This window comes from Novosphingobium resinovorum (genome assembly GCF_001742225.1).
GTDB classification, from domain to species: Bacteria; Pseudomonadota; Alphaproteobacteria; order Sphingomonadales; family Sphingomonadaceae; genus Novosphingobium; species Novosphingobium resinovorum_A.
Genome location: NZ_CP017075.1, coordinates 3,105,516 through 3,120,000 on the forward strand (window position 1 = coordinate 3,105,516; position 14,485 = coordinate 3,120,000).

13 protein-coding genes and 1 riboswitch (1 of these 14 running past the window's edge) are annotated in these 14,485 nt (G+C 70.5%); of the genes, 1 reads left to right on the forward strand and 12 read right to left on the reverse strand.

Going from position 1 to position 14,485, the window contains the following annotated elements; all coding sequences use genetic code 11:
• Positions 1–6: 6 nt before the first annotated feature.
• From cobU to BES08_RS14575, 9 genes are all read right to left on the reverse strand, one after another.
• Complete coding sequence (gene cobU, locus BES08_RS14535) at positions 7–513, reverse strand: bifunctional adenosylcobinamide kinase/adenosylcobinamide-phosphate guanylyltransferase (protein ID WP_036525517.1); 507 nt, start codon at positions 511–513, stop codon at positions 7–9.
• Entirely contained in the window at positions 513–1,970 is a 1,458-nt protein-coding gene (locus tag BES08_RS14540) for a cobyric acid synthase (protein ID WP_069708746.1), read from the reverse strand. Before BES08_RS14540 ends, cobU begins: the two co-directional genes overlap by 1 nt.
• The gene (gene cbiB, locus BES08_RS14545; RefSeq protein WP_069708747.1) at positions 1,958–2,905 is read right to left on the reverse strand and encodes an adenosylcobinamide-phosphate synthase CbiB; all 948 of its coding nucleotides are present in this window, start codon (positions 2,903–2,905) and stop codon (positions 1,958–1,960) included. Before cbiB ends, BES08_RS14540 begins: the two co-directional genes overlap by 13 nt.
• Positions 2,898–3,881, reverse strand: coding sequence for a threonine-phosphate decarboxylase (locus tag BES08_RS14550; RefSeq protein ID WP_069708748.1), 984 nt, complete (start codon positions 3,879–3,881; stop codon positions 2,898–2,900). Before BES08_RS14550 ends, cbiB begins: the two co-directional genes overlap by 8 nt.
• A complete protein-coding gene (locus BES08_RS33650; protein WP_069708749.1) occupies positions 3,878–4,600 on the reverse strand; it encodes an adenosylcobinamide-GDP ribazoletransferase in 723 nt (240 codons plus the stop codon). Before BES08_RS33650 ends, BES08_RS14550 begins: the two co-directional genes overlap by 4 nt.
• Positions 4,601–4,751: 151 nt before the next feature.
• Positions 4,752–5,309 carry a histidine phosphatase family protein gene (locus BES08_RS14560; protein WP_069708750.1) on the reverse strand — a complete coding sequence of 186 codons (558 nt, stop codon included), beginning with the start codon at positions 5,307–5,309 and terminating at the stop codon, positions 4,752–4,754.
• The gene (gene cobT, locus BES08_RS14565) at positions 5,306–6,322 is read right to left on the reverse strand and encodes a nicotinate-nucleotide--dimethylbenzimidazole phosphoribosyltransferase (protein WP_069708751.1); all 1,017 of its coding nucleotides are present in this window, start codon (positions 6,320–6,322) and stop codon (positions 5,306–5,308) included. Before cobT ends, BES08_RS14560 begins: the two co-directional genes overlap by 4 nt.
• Positions 6,319–6,726 carry a DUF1636 domain-containing protein gene (locus BES08_RS14570; RefSeq protein ID WP_069708752.1) on the reverse strand — a complete coding sequence of 136 codons (408 nt, stop codon included), beginning with the start codon at positions 6,724–6,726 and terminating at the stop codon, positions 6,319–6,321. The genes cobT and BES08_RS14570 overlap by 4 nt, the downstream gene beginning before the upstream one ends.
• Before the next feature lie 148 nt (positions 6,727–6,874).
• Positions 6,875–8,848: a TonB-dependent receptor gene (locus BES08_RS14575; RefSeq protein ID WP_069708753.1), complete on the reverse strand. Its 1,974-nt coding sequence runs from the start codon at positions 8,846–8,848 to the stop codon at positions 6,875–6,877.
• A 174-nt stretch (positions 8,849–9,022) separates the two neighbouring features.
• A riboswitch (cobalamin riboswitch) is annotated at positions 9,023–9,214 on the reverse strand.
• 3 nt (positions 9,215–9,217) lie between these two features.
• On the opposite strand from BES08_RS14575, the gene BES08_RS14580 reads away from it, so the two are divergent.
• Positions 9,218–10,606 (forward strand): cobyrinic acid a,c-diamide synthase CobB, encoded by a 1,389-nt coding sequence (locus tag BES08_RS14580; protein ID WP_231958037.1) that lies wholly within the window; start codon positions 9,218–9,220, stop codon positions 10,604–10,606.
• On the opposite strand, the gene mdoH is transcribed toward BES08_RS14580, so the two are convergent.
• The 3 genes from mdoH to BES08_RS14595 form a co-directional block, all read right to left on the reverse strand.
• Entirely contained in the window at positions 10,585–12,402 is a 1,818-nt protein-coding gene (gene mdoH, locus BES08_RS14585) for a glucans biosynthesis glucosyltransferase MdoH (RefSeq protein ID WP_069708754.1), read from the reverse strand. The genes BES08_RS14580 and mdoH overlap by 22 nt on opposite strands.
• Before the next feature lie 11 nt (positions 12,403–12,413).
• Complete coding sequence (locus BES08_RS14590; RefSeq protein ID WP_069708755.1) at positions 12,414–13,904, reverse strand: OpgD/OpgG family glucan biosynthesis protein; 1,491 nt, start codon at positions 13,902–13,904, stop codon at positions 12,414–12,416.
• Positions 13,905–14,004: 100 nt separating this feature from the next.
• Positions 14,005–14,485 carry the 3' end of an efflux RND transporter periplasmic adaptor subunit gene (locus tag BES08_RS14595; protein ID WP_008829832.1) on the reverse strand. 713 nt of this gene lie beyond the right edge of the window, so 481 of the gene's 1,194 nt are visible here — the last part of the coding sequence; its start codon lies off the right edge, out of view; it ends in the stop codon at positions 14,005–14,007.

The window sequence follows — 14,485 nt, forward strand, 5'->3', positions numbered from 1 at the left end:
ATTTCTCTATTTCAGCTTGAGCGGCAGCCCCGCAGCGACGAATTCGACTTCATCGACCGTCGCGGCGATGGTCTGGTTCAGGCGTCCCGCTTCGTCGCGGAAGCGCCGGGCGAGGGCGTTCTCGGGGACGATGCTCAGGCCCACCTCGTTGGATACCAGCGCCAGCGGGACCGGGCAGCGACGGATCGCCTCCTGCAAAGCTGTGACCGGCCCGTCCAGCGGCAGGTCCGCCAGCATCAGGTTCGATAGCCACAGCGTCAGGCAGTCGACGAGCACCGCGTCCGCCCCCCGCGCGGCCCTGTCGATGGCGCCTGCCAGATCGAGCGGTTCCTCCAGCGTGGTCCAGCGCGGCCCGCGATCCTCGCGGTGCCGGGCGATGCGTTCGGTCATTTCACCGTCGAATGCCTGCCCGGTGGCGATGTAGCAAAGGCGGCCGGGCTGCGCTTCTATGCGCGCCTGCGCATGGCGGCTCTTGCCCGAACGGGCGCCGCCCAAGACCAGAAGGCTGCGCATCATAAGGTAACTCCCGCCAGGGCGAGCAGCCCGTCAATGTCCAGATGGCGCTCCATCGTCTCGGCCAGCGCATCGAGTGCGGCATCGACGCGGGCGTCGTTGTCGAAGCCGTCCGACTGCGCGCCGATTCGTGCGAGCAGGGCGCCGCGAAGGCCCGGCTTGGCGAGCAGGCCGTGGCAGTAGGTGCCGAAAGTCCGCCCGTCTCGCCCGATGGCGCCGTCCGCGCGGCCCTGCGCCAGTCGTGCGAAAGGCCGGGCGGCGTCAGGCCCCTCGGTCACGCCCATGTGCATCTCGTAGCCGGTGAACGGGGCGTTCATCGCCGTGCCCTCGACCTGCTGCAGCGTCTTGCGGCCTGCCAGCACCGTCGTCACGTCGAGCAGACCGAGCCCGGCGACTTCGCCCGGAGGCCCCTCGATGCCGTGGGGGTCTGCAATACTGCGGCCGAGCATCTGGTAGCCGCCGCAGATGCCCAGTACCGCCCCGCCGCGCCGGTGGTGGGCGAGGACGTCGATGTCCCAGCCCTGTGTTCGAAGGAAGGCCATGTCGGCGATCGTCGCCTTGGAGCCGGGCAGGACGATCAGCGCCGCCTCGGCCGGGATCGGGGTGCCGGGCGGGATCATCGCGACGTCCACGCCGCTCTCCTGCCGCAGCGGGTCGAGGTCGTCGAAGTTGGCGATGCGCGGCAGGATCGGGCAGGCGACCAGCAGCTTGCCCGGCTTCGCGCCGAGCCCGCGTTCGAGGATCACGGCGTCCTCGCTCGGCAGCTGTGCGACGGCGGGCTCCCACGGCAGGACGCCGAAGCCGCGCCAGCCGGACAGGCGCTCGATCGCCTCGTAGCCGTCGGTGAAGAGCGCGGGATCGCCGCGGAACTTGTTGATGATGAAGCCGTGGATCATCGCCGCGTCCTCGGGATCGATCACCGCGCGGGTGCCGACCACGGCGGCGATGACGCCGCCCCGGTCGATGTCGCCCGCCAGCACCACCGGCACCCCGGCCGTGCGCGCGAAGCCCATGTTGGCGATGTCGCCGCTGCGCAAGTTGATCTCGGCGGGAGAGCCCGCGCCTTCGACGAGAACGAGGTCGCAGCGAGCCTCCAGCCGGCGGTAGCTTTCGAGCACTTCGCCGAGCAGCGGGCGGCGCGCCTCGCGGAAGTTGGCGGCGCCCAGCGTGCCGCGCACCTTCCCGTGGACGATCAGCTGCGAGGTGCGGTCGGCCTGGGGCTTCAGGAGCACCGGGTTCATGTCGACATGGAGCGGCGCGCGCGCGGCGATGGCCTGCAGCGCCTGCGCGCGGCCGATCTCGCCGCCCTCGGGCGTGACGGCGGCATTGTTCGACATGTTCTGTGGCTTGAACGGCAGGACGCGAAGGCCCCGGTTGGCGGCGGCGCGGCAGAGCCCTGCGACCAGCACCGACTTGCCGACGTCGGAGCCGGTTCCCTGCAGCATCAGGCCAGCCATGCGATTCCCATAGCGATCAGTCCCAGTATCAGGCAGGCGCGTCGGTAGATCGTTAGCGCGCGGGAGAGGTGGTGCGGTGCCGCGATGCCGCCTTCACCGATCCACGGCTTGTCGGCAAGCACGCCGTCGTAGGCGATCGGACCGGCGAGGCGGATGCCCAGCGCGCCCGCCATCGCCGCCTCGGGCCAGCCCGCGTTGGGCGAGGCGTGGCGGGCGTGGTCGCGGGCCATCACGCGCCAGCCCTTGAGCCCGGCCCCCATGCCCGCAACGCACAGCAGCATTCCGGCGAGGCGGGCGGGTATCAGCATGACGAGATCGTCTAGGCGCGCGGCGGCCCAGCCGTAAGGGCCGTAAGGCTCCTCGCGGTGGCCGATCATGCTGTCGGCGGTGTTGATCGCCTTGAGCATCCACGCGCCCGGCAGGCCCAGCAGGAGCAGCCAGAACAGCGGCGCGACGACGCCGTCGCAGAAGCTCTCGGCCAGGCTCTCGATGGCGGCGCGGGCGGTGGCGGGCGCGTCGAGGTTGCGGGTGTCGCGGCCGACGATCATGCCGACGGTGCGGCGGGCCTCGGGCAAGTCGCCGCGTAGCAGGGCGTCGCGGATCGGGCGGACGTGGTCGTCGAGGCTGCGCGCGGCCATCGCGGGCCAGGCGAGCAGGGCGAGGATCGGCCAAGCCCATGCGCCTGCGAAGGCGCGGACGGCGATCTCGATCGCGAGAGTGAGGCCGCCGGTGAGGGCGACGAGCAGCGCAGTGGCAAGGACACCCGCGAGGCGGCGCTGCGCGGGCGAGGCGTCACGGCGGTTGAGGCGGCGCTCGCAAGCGCGGATGATCCGGGCGAAGAGGCCGACCGGGTGGCCGGTCAGGGCATGGAGCCGGGCGGGCCAGCCGAGCGCGGCCTCGATCGCGAGCGCGGCGGCGGCGATGGGTTCAGCCATCACCAAGCGCCCGGTCGAGGCGGTCCAGCGCGGCGGGATCGGCGGGGACGCCGAGGCGCAGGGTGTCGGGGCGCTCGGCGAAGGGACGGGTGAGGATGCGAGCCTTGGCCAGCCGTTCGAACAGCGCGCCTGCGTCCACGCCCGAGAGGTAGCGGAACAGCGGGCAGGCGCCTTGCGGGGACAGGCCGTGGCGCTCCAGCACCGCGTCGAGCGCGGCGGCCCGGCCGGGGAGTTCGGCGCGGGTGCGCTCTATCCACGCGGCGTCGGCATAGGCGGCGCTGCCGAGTTCGAGCGCGGCGGTGTGGAGGGGCCAGCTGCCGGTCAGGGCGCGCAGGCGGTCCAGCACGTGCCTCGGCGCGATCACGAAGCCGAGGCGCAGGCCTGCAAGGCCGAAGAACTTGCCGAAAGAGCGCAGGACGATGAGGCGGCGGTCGTCGGCGACGTGGCGGGCGGCGCTGGCTTGCGGGTGGCAGTCGGCGAAGGCTTCGTCGGCGATCAGCCAGCCACCTTGCGCGGCGATGGCGTCGTGCCAGTCGAGCACGGCGGCGGGTTCGCGCAACAGGCCGTCAGGGTTGTTGGGGTTGGCGAGGACGACGGCCTCGGCACCCTCGGCCGGCGCGGCGAAGGTGATCGGACGGGAGCGGGCGAAGGCCTCGGCATGGGTGCGGTAGGCGGGGGCCAGCGCGCGGCCGGGCAGGTCCAAGATTCCGGCGAGCAGGCGCAGCGCGGTCTCGCTGCCGGGGACGGCGCAGACGTGGCGGGGCTCGGCGCCGAAATGGCGGGCGGCGGTCCGTTCGAGGGCGGCGAGCGCTTCGGGATCGGGCAGGGCGTGCCAGTCTATGCGCAAGTCTTCGGGCGGGCTCCACGGCGCGGGATTGAGGCCGGTGGAGAGGTCCAGCCACTGCGCCGGATCGCCGCCGTAAAGGCGCGCGGCTTCGGCGAGGCGGCCGCCGTGGTGGAGCAGGTCGGGGGTCACGGCAGCAGCACCAGCGCGAGCAGCAGGGCGGTCTCGACAAGCTCGATCCCGGCGCCGTGGCCGTCGCCCGAGATGCCGCCGAGCTTCGCGCGCAGCCACCAGCCCCAGAGCGGCACGGCGACGAACAGCGCCAGCAGCGCGGGCGAGGTCAGCACGGCGGCGAGGATCGCGGCGAGGCTCCAGCCGATCAGGTGCAGGCGGCTGACGCCCTCGCGGAAGCGGGAGCCGAGGCCGGAGTGCAGCGGCGGCAGGAACAGCGTCCAGCCGATCGGGGCGATGCGCGCCAGCACCGGCACCATGACCAGCGCGGGCCATTGCGCGGGCGCCAGCGCGTGGAGCAGCACCAGCTTGGCGAGCAGCTGCAGGCCGATCGCGACGACGGCGAAGCTGCCGACGTGCGGGTCGGCCATGACGGCGGAGAGGCGCGCGCGGTCGCCGTGGGCGGCTCCCGCACCGTCCGCCACGTCACCGAGGCCGTCGAGATGCAGCGCGCCGGTGATCGCCACCCAACCGGCAAGCGCGGCCAGAGCGCCCAGCCACGGATCGCGCGGCTGGAGCAGCCACCCCAAAAACCACCAGGGCAGAGCCACCGCCACGCCCACCGCCAGCCCGGCGACCGGGAACCAGCGCATGGCTTTGGCGAAATCCTGCGCGTCGGCCTGAACGGCGGGGAGCGGCAGGCGGGTGAGGAACTGAAGGGCGAGGACGAGGTGCTTCATGAAGGCGCACACTCCCGTCGTCCCGGACTTGATCCGGGACCGGTGGCTGTCTTCAGGCGCGCGCGCTCGGCAGGGCGCCTGCAGCCCGGTGGGTTGTTCACGGCCAGCGGTCCCGAAGCAAGTCCGGGACGACGAGGACGCAGGCAGGCCATTACGACAACCCCACGATCTGCGCGCCTTCGCCGGGCCAGAGGCGCAGGCTCAGCAAGCTCGCATAGGGCAGGTCGAAGGCCCAGACTTGCGGCTGCTCCATGTGGAACAGTACCGCCAGCGCCGCGCGCATCGCGCCGCCGTGAGTCAGTACGAGGCTCGGCACCGTGATCCCCGCCAGTGCCCGCTCCACCCGCGCGCGCAGGGCCGACCAACGCTCGCCGCCTGGCGGGGCGTGGGCGTCGGGGTCCTGCCAGAAGCGTGCATAGGCGGCAGGGTCGACCTCTGCGGCGGCAAGGCCGGTCCAGTCGCCGAAATCCAGCTCGCGCCAGTCGGGATCGACGCGGTGCTCCAGCCCCCGCGCGGCGGCGATGCGCGCGGCGGGATCGTGCGTGCGCGAGAGGTCGGAGGAGATCACCCGATCGAACGTCAGCCCCTCGGCGCGCGCGACGCAGCGGGCGGTCTCGGACGGCAATGCGGGCTCGTCCCGGTGGCCCAGCAGCAGGCCCGGTCTTGCCGGGGCGCCGTGGCGCATCAGGTGGAGCGCGATGCCGCTCATGCCTTATCGGTTACCGCCGCTTCGTCGAACGTCGCCATCCGGTTGTGCGTCGCCAGAGCCCCGCGCACGATCGGCACCGCCAGCGCCGCGCCGGTGCCTTCGCCCAGCCGCAGGCCGAGGTGGAGCAGCGGCTCCAGCCCCAGCTTGTCCAGCAGCAGCACATGGCCCGCCTCGGCCGAGCAGTGTGCGGCGATGCAATGATCGGTGAAGCGCGGGTTGTCCCGCAGCAGCGGCAGGATCGCGGCCGAGGCGATGAACCCGTCGAGCAGCACCGGCACCCGCGCCAGCCGCGCGGCGAGGATCGCCCCCGCCATCGCGGCGATCTCGCGCCCGCCGAGAAGGCGCAGCGTTTCGAAGGCGTCGGTGGCGGCGCCGGAGTGCAGCGCCACGGCTGCCTCCACCGCCACCGCCTTGCGCGAGAGGCCGAGGTCGTCGATCCCGGTGCCGCGTCCGACCCAGTCCTGCGCGGAGCCGCCCAGCACGGCGGCGCAGAGCGCGGCGGCGGGCGTGGTGTTGCCGATGCCCATCTCGCCCACCAGCAGCAGCCGGGTATCGGCGCCTAGCGCGGCGGCGCCCTGGTTCAGCGCGTCGAGGCATTCCTCCGCGCTCATGGCCGCCTCGCGGGTGATGTCGCCGGTCGGCCGGTCGAGATCGAGCGCCACCACCGAGAGCCGCGCGCCGCACGCCGCCGTCAGGGCGTTGATCGCCGCGCCGCCCGCCTCGAAGTTGGCGACCATCTGGACGGTGACTTCGGGCGGGTAGGCGCTGACGCCCTGCGCGGTGACGCCGTGGTTTCCCGCGAAGACGACCGCCTGCACCGGGTCCGCCTCGGGGCGCTCGCTGCCCTGCCATCCGGCCATGAACACCGCGATGTCCTCCAGTCGGCCGAGCGCGCCGGTCGGCTTGGTGAGGCGGGCCTGACGGTTCAGCGCGGCGGTGCGGCTGGCCTCGTCGGGTTCGGGCAGCGCGGCAAGGGCAGCGGCGAAGGAGGCGGGATCGGCGAAACGGGTCATGTGCAGACGTAGCCTTCCGGGGGCGTGCGGGTGATGAAGTGGCCCTTCACGCCTTGCGGCCATTCCTTGAAGGGCACGCAGCCGTGCTCGCTTTCGGCATGGCGCGCGGCATATTCGAGGATGGCGCGGGCGGCGTCTTCGTCCGGCGTGAAGTCGCCCAGCACGTAGCCGACTTTGCCCGGTGCGCGGATGTGGACGGTGCAGTGGCGGCTGCAGGCGAAGAGGCAGGGCATGGCCTGGATCTGCACGCCCTGCAGTTCGGGGTCGGCGGCCTGAACGCTGCGCATCGCCGCTTCGAGCAGGGCGCCGCCCCGCTGGCCGGTCTCGTCCTCGCGGGCGTCGGCGGTGTGGCGGCAGGTATTGCAGACGACCACCGAAGGGCCGGGAGGTACGGGCGTCAGCATGGGGGTGTCACCTTGGTATTGGTGGTGAGGCCCACCCCGCTGCGACTAGGCAGCAAGCTGCCTAGTCTCGCGGCCCTCCCGCAAACGGGAGGGCTGTGCTTCTCCCCTCCCGCTTGCGGGAGGGGGCGGGGGTGGGCCTTCCTTGTCATCAGAACCGGCTGCGCACGCCGACGTAGACCGTGCGTCCCAGTGCGGAATAGCCCGCCGCCGTCTGGTAGTCCTTGTCGGTCAGGTTCTCGACGCGGCCTTGCAGCATCAGGTTCTCCTTGATCCGCACTTGCGCGCGAAAGTCGATCAGCCAGTAGTCGTCCAGCTTCGCGGTGCCGGTGGCGGCGTTGAAGGTCTCGCCCGAGTAGCGCGCCGCGACGCTGGCGCGAAGCCCTTGCGGCAGGTCGATGCCCGCTTCGGCATTGGCCATGTGGCGCGGTACGCGCTGCAGCTGACGGCCATAAGTCGAGGCGCCCTCAGTGCGGTCCTCGGCGCGGGTCCAGCTGTAGTTGCCCTCGGCGAAAAGCACGCCCAGCTTCGCCGACGCGGCGAGTTCCAGGCCGCTGGCCTTCGCCGTCTTGACGTTGGCGTAGTAGCCGAAGCGCGTGGTCGTGGTGCCGGGGATGTAGCACGCGGCGGGCAGGGTGCCGCTGGTCGGGCAGTAGGCGAAGTCGATCAGGTTGTCGGTGTCGCGCTGGAACCACGTGGCGGTGAGGCGCAGCGCCTCGCCGAAGTTCTGCTCGGCGCCCACTTCCCAGCCCTTCGCCTTCTGCGGGGCGAGGTCGGCGGTGCCGTAGGCGCTGTACATCTGGTAGAGCGAGGGGGCCTTGAAACCCTCGTCATAGCTGGCGCGCAGCACCGTGGCGCCTTCGTTGGGGGTATAGGCCGCGCCTGCGCTCCACACGGTCTGCCCGCCGAAGCGCGACTGGTGATCGTAGCGCGCGCCGCCGTCGAGGGTGAGGCCCTTGACCGGGCTCACGCGCAGTTCGGCGTAGAGGCTGTCCATGTCCACCGAGTAGGGCGTCAGCGTGTAGGGCGCGGCGGAGTTCGTCGGCGAGGCGGTGGTCATCCGCTGCTCCTCGCGCTCGGCGCCGAACACGGCCTGGATCGCGTCGCTGAAGGTGTAGGTGCCCTGGTACTCGTAGCGGCGCAGGCGGCCGTGCGCGTCGAAGGTGATCGCGCGGATCGAGCGGGTGGGGTCGAAGTTCTCCCGGTCGGTGACGTTCTGCAGCACCGCGACGCGGTTGACGAGCTTGCCGTCCAGCAGCGCGAAGTTGAGGCCCGCGTAACCCGACCATTCCTTCGTGGTGCCATAAGCGAGGGTGTCGCCCGAAGTGCCGTCGAAATCGTTCTTCCCGTCGGCCCAGTAGCCGCGCAGGTCGAGGCTGACGCCGGGGACGACGCGCACCGTGACGGTGCCGCTGGCGGCGCTGCGCTGGAAACCGTCGGCCTCGGTCCCGTTCGCGCGGGCGGAGATACCGTCGGTGGTGAAACGCGAGGCGGAGAGGCGCCAGTCGATGAGGTCCGAGGTGCCGCCCACGCCCGCGCGGGCGGAGACGGTGTCATGGGTTCCGGCCTCAACGGCGAAGCTGCCTTCGAGCCGCTCGGTCGGGCGGCGGGTGCGCACGTTGACGACACCGCCGGTCGCGTCGCTGCCCCACAGGATCGACTGCGGCCCGCGCAGGATCTCGATCCGGTCGACGTCGTCGAGCAGCAGGTTGGAGAAGCCGTAGCCGCCCGCCGTCGCCGAGGGGTCGGACAGGCGCATGCCGTCGATCACCATGACGGTCTCGCCCGCATCGGCGCCGCGGATGCGCAGCGAGGTGGTGGTGCCGTAGCCGCCGTTGCGCGACATCGAGACGCCGGGGGTGCGCAGCAGGGCATCGGTCAGGGCGATGGGCTGCAGGGCGACGATCGCGGGCTCGCCCAGCACGGTCACGGTGGCGGAGACGCGCTCGATCGCGACGGGGGTGCGAAGCGCGCCGACGACGATGTTGTCATCTTGCCGAGTGTCGCCGTCGGTATCGCCAGGTGCCGTTGTGGTATCGTTGGGTGCCGCTGTGTCGGCGAATGCCGGAGAGGCCGAAGCGAGCAGTGCGATGGCGGCGGTGGTAATGATAAGATACTGTTTCACTTGTATTCCTTCATGCGAACGGCGGTGCTCCGTCGGCCGGTGAAGGATATTGGGACAGTGGGCGCGGACAGGCAGCGCAACACCTCCCGCAAGCCCCCTCAGGCCGCCGGAACGATGGCTGTCGTTGCGCGAGGAATGCACTTCCCCCGTTCGTCCGGCACACCCTGTCCGGTCGAAGAACGACGGCGACGGGCAGGTCTCCTGGCTCACGGGTCGTCGCCGATTTCGGCCGCCTTCTCAGGGGCTTGCACCCCCAATGGCATGTGGCAGAACGGCTCTCCGCTTACAGTTGCAGGGGCAGCCCGGGTATCTCACCCGCGTTCCCTTTCAATCCCCTCGCGGGGAACCTGTCGCGGCGCGGCAAGTATCGTGCGCCGGGGCGCCGCGCAAGAGGCCAATGCTTGCGCCGACCTGCCGGAAACCATAGGTGCGGGGGCGATGGACACTCCGCGCCAAGAAGATGCCCCCGCCTGCCCGGCGTACCTGATCAGCGCTCCGTCCTCGGGTCAGGGCAAAACGCTGGTGACTGCCGCTCTGGCCCGAAGACACCGCAACGCGGGCAGAAAAGTGCGCGTTTTCAAGGTTGGGCCGGACTTCCTCGACCCCATGGTGCTCGAAGTCGCGAGCGGCGCGCCGGTCCATCAGCTCGACCTGTTCATGTGCGGAGAGGCGCAGTGCCGCGCCCTCCTGCACGAAGCGGCGCGCGAGGCCGACCTGATCCTCGTCGAAGGCGCGATGGGCCTGTTCGACGGTGACCCCAGCGCCGCCGACCTCGCCGAACGCTTCGGCTTTCCGGTGCTGGCGGTGGTCGATGGATCGGCGATGGCGCAGACGTTCGGCGCCCTGGTCCACGGCCTCGCGACCTACCGGCCGGGGCTGGAGGTCCATGCGGTGATCGCCAACCGCGTCGGCAGCGCGCGGCACGCGGAATTGCTGGAGCAGGGCGTGCCTGCGTCGGTGAAGTGGCTGGGCACTTTCCCGCGCGAGGCCGGAGTGACGCTGCCCGAGCGGCACCTCGGGCTGGTGCAGGCAGCCGAGGTCGCGGATCTCGGCGCGCGACTGGATCGGGCGGCGAGCCTGCTGTCTGATGCCGTGCTGGACCTGCCGCCGCCGGTGAGCTTCCCGGCGCCTGAGGTCCCGGAGGAGAGCCCCAATCTGGCGGGTCTGCGCATCGCCATCGCGCGGGACGAGGCTTTCGCCTTCATCTACCACGCCAACTTGCGATGGCTGGAACGGGCAGGCGCGCAGCTCGCCTTCTTCTCACCGCTTCATGACGCGCGATTGCCCGATTGCGAGGCGATCTGGCTCCCCGGAGGTTATCCGGAACTGCATCTGCAGACGCTTGCCGCCAATGCGCCGATGCTGGAAGCGATCCGGGCACATCATGCGGCGGACAGGCCGATTCTCGCCGAGTGCGGGGGCATGCTCTACGCCTGTGCATCGCTGACGGACGTAGAGGGGTATCGGGCCGATCTGCTCGGATTGCTGGAGGGGCACGCCGCGATGCAGCGGCGTTTCGCCGCCCTCGGCATGCAGCACATCGCGCTGCCGGGAGGGACCTTGCGCGGGCACACGTTTCATTATTCGCGGCTGGAAACCGGGCTCGTCCCGGAGGCTCGCGCCAGCACGCCGGACGGGCGGGACGGGGAAGCGCTCTATCGCGTCGGCTCGCTCACGGCGAGCTACATGCATGGCTACTTCCCGTCCGCTCCCGAAGCGGCGGCGCGGTTTTTCGTTCAGGCTTCGACCAGCGACTGACCTTCGGTGAGGATCGCGGCCTCCTTGCGCGGATCTTCGCTGGCCTCGACGATGCCAGGTTCGGGCACGCGGAAAACCTTGGCCGCGTCCGCCTTGTCGCCGAGGTTCTCGCTAGACGACAGGCTGATAAGCCAGGGCGAGAGGAACAGGCCGACGATGATCGGCGAGAGCCAGATCGCCGTCGTCATGTCGAGGAACGCGGTCGCCGTCAGGCCCGCGCCGAGCAGCAGGTGCTCGCGCAAGTCGGGCAGCACCTCGCGCACGGTGATGCGGCGGGCATCGCGGGTCTGGGTGTTCCAGCCCGCCGAGATGCCCAGCAGCAGGCCGAGCAGCGCCTTGGTCTGGGTCACCATGGTGATCGGCGCGAGCAGCATCGCCAGTACCGTCTCCAGCAGGACCGAGCGGACGGCCGCGAAGCCGCCGCCGAAGCTGCGGCGCCGCTCGCCGTCGGCCAGGACCCAGATCAGCCCCATGATCTTGGGGCCGAACAGCAGCATCACCGTCAGCGCCAGCACGCTTGGCGGGGCGAGGGTGACGAAGCCGCCATCGCCATGCGTCGCGACCTGGCCGATCATCGTCAGGATCAGCAGCAGCCAGCCCGGCGAGGTGAGGTAGGCCGAGGCGCCAATCAGCAGGTGCAGGCGGCTCGCCCAGTGCAGGCCCGAGGCGCCGAGGAGCTGCAGGTGCTGCAGGTTGCCCTGCATCCAGCGCCGGTCGCGGATCGCCATGTCGATGATCGTGGGCGGGAATTCCTCGTAGGAACCACCGATCATGACCATGTGGACGGCCCAGCCGCGCCGGCGCAGCAGGGCGGATTCGAGCATGTCGTGGCTGAGGATATGGCCGCCGAACGGAGCCTTGCCGGGAAGCTCGGGAAGACCGCAGGCCTCGGCGAAGGCGCGGGTGCGCACGATCGCGTTATGGCCCCAGAAGTTGGCCTCCGAGCCCGACCACCACAGCAGTCCGGCGCTCGCGATCGGGCCGTAGGCTTCGCTTGCGAACTGCATCCAGCGCTGGAACAGGGTCCGGGCGTTGGTGATCATCGGCACCGTCTGGAGCAGGCCGATCGAGGGGCGCTCCTCCATGATCGAGGCCATGCCCACGATCGTCTCGCCGCTCATCATCGAGTCGGCGTCGAGGATCAGCATGTTCTCGTAGGCGCCGCCGAAACGCTTGACCCATTCGGCGATATTGCCGGGCTTGCGCGCGATGTTCTTCTCGCGGCGGCGGTAGTAGATCTTGATCGGCGCGTGATCGGCCAGTTCGTGCCAGGCGGCTTCCTCGCGCTTGCCGTGGAAGGGGTTGGAATCGCTGAGGACGAAGAAGTCGATCCATGGCGCGCCGCCGGCTTCGGCGATCGAGTAGGCCATGGCGCGCACGCGGGCGAAGACTTCCTCGACGCCCTCGTTGTAGACCGGCATCAGCACGGCAGTCTTGTGGCGCAGGCTGGAAGCCGGGCTGGGCAGCGCGGTGAAGCCGGGATGCTCGCCGGTGATGAGCTTGAGGAAGCCCATCGTCGCGGTGACGAAGCCGAACGAGATCCAGCAGAACAGCGGCACGAAGAACACCAGCAGCAGCGCTTCGACCCAGTCGAGCCCGTCGCGCGAGAGTTCCATGCGGACCGTGCTCGATGCGGCGAGGCCGATGGCGGCAGTGAGCGCGAGCAGCAGCAGGCGCTTGACCAGCATCCCGTGCGGCGCGGTCTTCACCTCGCGCGCGCCGGGCGGATTGCCCCACAGGTTCTGGATCGGCATCGCCATGGGCGATTCGGCCGGAAGCATCGGCGAATGGTTCATCGGCGTCGCACTCACGATTCTAGAGCCTTGATAACGGTCTCACTGAGCGCGGAGTTGCCGCGCTTGAGGAAAAGTCGGAACTGGGGCTGGGTCAGGGCGGCGGATCGCACGTCGATCATCGCTCGCCAGCGCCCGTCAGACCGCGCCACCGGATAGGCGACGGCGGAGACCACCGCAGCCTTGGGCAAGTCGGTATCGGGCGTGACGCCGCTGGTCCGGTCGAGGCCCGCCAGCGCGGGACCGGAGAAATCGAACACGAACTTGCGCACGCCTTCCAGCGGCGGCGAACCCGGACTGCCGCCGGGGCCTTCGAAGACATCGACGCAGCGTGAGCCGCCATCGATGGTCGGGTCCTTGGACGTCCAGGTCAGTCGATAGGCGAAATCGCGGCGCTGCCCGGCCTTGGCGGGACGGTCGGGGCGCCAGAACAGCGCGATGTTGTCGAGCGTCTCGCTGCCCGTCGGCATTTCATAGAGGCCGACCGCGCCCGCGCCCCAGTCTCCCTTGGGCTCGACCCAGAGCGAGGGGCGACGGTCGTAGAATACGCCGTCGTCCTGATAGTGATCGAAAGCCTGGTCGCGCTGCAGCAGGCCGAAGCCCTTTGGCGAATCCGAACGCAGCGCATGAAGCCGCGCCACCGCGGGATTTTCCAGCGGCCGCCAGACCCGCTCGCCATTGCCCGACCAGATCGCGAGGCCGTCCGAATCGTGGATTTCCGGCCGCCAGTCGCCGCGCGCGCGGGCGGGGCTCGACTGGTCGTACCAGAACATGCTCGACGCGGCGCCGAGGCCCAGTTGCTTGACGTCCTTGCGCAGAAACAGCGCGGCAGTGACGTCCTGCGTCACCCCGTTCGCCGTCTTGCGGCAATCGAAGGCATAGGCGCCGGCAAGGCTCGGCCCGTCGAGCAGGGCATGGATGCGCACGCTGTCGGCGCCGGTCTGCTCGATCCAGAAGCGGGTGAAGTCGGGAAACTCCTCGCCGGTGGCAAGGCCGGTGTCGATGGCGATGGCGCGCGCCGAGAGGCCATACTGGTCGCGGTCGCCGGAGGAGCGGAAATAGCTCGCGCCCTGAAAGGCCAGCCAGTCGCTGCGGCCGGTCGCGTCCATGACGCGGAAGCCTACGGCGTCGGTGTTGTGACCGCCGACGAACAGATCGCTGGTATCGACGATCGCGCGCGCCTGCCCGCCCTCGACCACCGCGATCGTCACTGGTTTGGGCGCGGTGCCGCGCACGGCGGGGAACAGCCGCACGTTGCCCGCAACCATCGGGGCATCGCCGTAAGTCAGCTTCCCGGCCGCATCGTAGTCGGCGGCGGCGCGCGTGGATTCGGCGATCGGCGCATAAGGCTTGCGGGCGAGATCGCGGGCCTGTGCCACCAGGCGATCCCACGAAAACGGCTCGGGCGTACCGAGACGCCCGCCCGTCGCGGCCTTCACCCCGTCAGGCAGGGCGCTTGCCGCTGCGAGCGCCGCCATCAGCCCCATGGCCGTGCGGCGCGACATCTGCGCGTCGTCGTTCAGAATGCTGCTTACCCTTGTTGCCTCGGATTTTCCGTCGAATGCCCATACGCACGGACGCGGCAATTGTTGCAGGAGGAACCTTTCATCCGCCTGACTGGCCGCCTCCGGCCGTCGCGTCCCGCCAACCGATGATCGCGCGATCGCCGGGTTTGAGGTCGTTCGCGAAGACTTCGGTGCGCTTGCCGTCGCTGGCGCCGACGGTGACGTAGACCCGGCGCGGCTCGCCGCCGTCGAGCACGAAGATGCGCTCGCGCCGCTGCGGTCCACGCGCGCCCGGCTCGAATTCCAGCGCGGCATTGGGGACCAGCAGCACGTTCTGCCGCTCGGGCAGTTCGATCTCGACGGTGGCCTTCATGCCGGGACGGACTTGCGGGCCGGGCTTCTCGATCGTGAACACGGCAAGCGGGGGCGTGGTCTGCGGCGGGGGAGACACGCGCATCAGCGTCAGCGTGGCCGATTGCGGCGCGTCGGGCAGGGTATCGAGCCGGATATTCGCAAGCGTTCCCGCCTTGATCGGCTCTGCCCTGTGGGTGTCGAGCGGCACCTCGATCGTCAGCGGGGCG